Below are 654 nucleotides of genomic sequence, written 5' to 3' on the forward strand. Positions count from 1 at the left end.
TCGATCGCTAGAAACCATGCCGGCACGGTGTCCTGACACTGTTCGTTTTGACGCACGCACAAGCCTAAGATGTCCGTGTATTTTTGCTTGGCCGTGTAAAATTCATCGATGGGCGCACGATTGCGTAAATTGGTGTACCACGGCGAGACGAGTACCGCCGAGCGAACATGCTCCGGGTAGTAGCGCATGTATTGGAGCGCTGTGCCCCCGCCCGTCGAGCGTCCGTAGACATTGATCGAGTCATAGCCGAGGCTTTCTCGAATCGCCTCCACGTCTTGGGCGATCGTATAGGAGTTGTACTGTGATATGTCGCTGCCTTCGGCTTCCAGCTTCTGGTAGCAGCGCTGGACAGCGTCAGTAATGCTACGCATGCGCTCGGTGGTACTCAGTGAACCGGAAATCGCTGGCGAAAAAATGATGTCGTGGTAGGTCGACACATTGGCGTAGTCGGGACACTTTAAGGCTGGTTTGGAGTGGTTCATCCCCCGGTAATCGAACACCACCAGGGGGCGTGCCCCGACATCCTTGCGATACTGCCTGATAAGCTCTGGAGCAGCGAGCATGGATGCGCCCGGCCCACCGGTGAAAAAGAACGCCGGTGTTTTCTGCGATCTCTCTTGCCCTTGCGAGTCGGATGGGAGGACCGCTACGGGG

Annotated in this window: 1 protein-coding gene; it reads right to left on the bottom strand. The window is 56.7% G+C overall.

The window, feature by feature from the left end; all coding sequences use genetic code 11:
* On the bottom strand, positions 1–563 hold a 563-nt coding region (locus OP495_RS18645), incomplete at its 3' end, for an alpha/beta fold hydrolase (RefSeq protein ID WP_280571277.1).
* Between the last annotated feature and the right edge of the window lie 91 nt (positions 564–654).

Origin of the sequence: Chromohalobacter sp. 296-RDG (assembly GCF_029889885.1) — a bacterium.
Classification (GTDB): domain Bacteria; phylum Pseudomonadota; class Gammaproteobacteria; order Pseudomonadales; family Halomonadaceae; genus Chromohalobacter.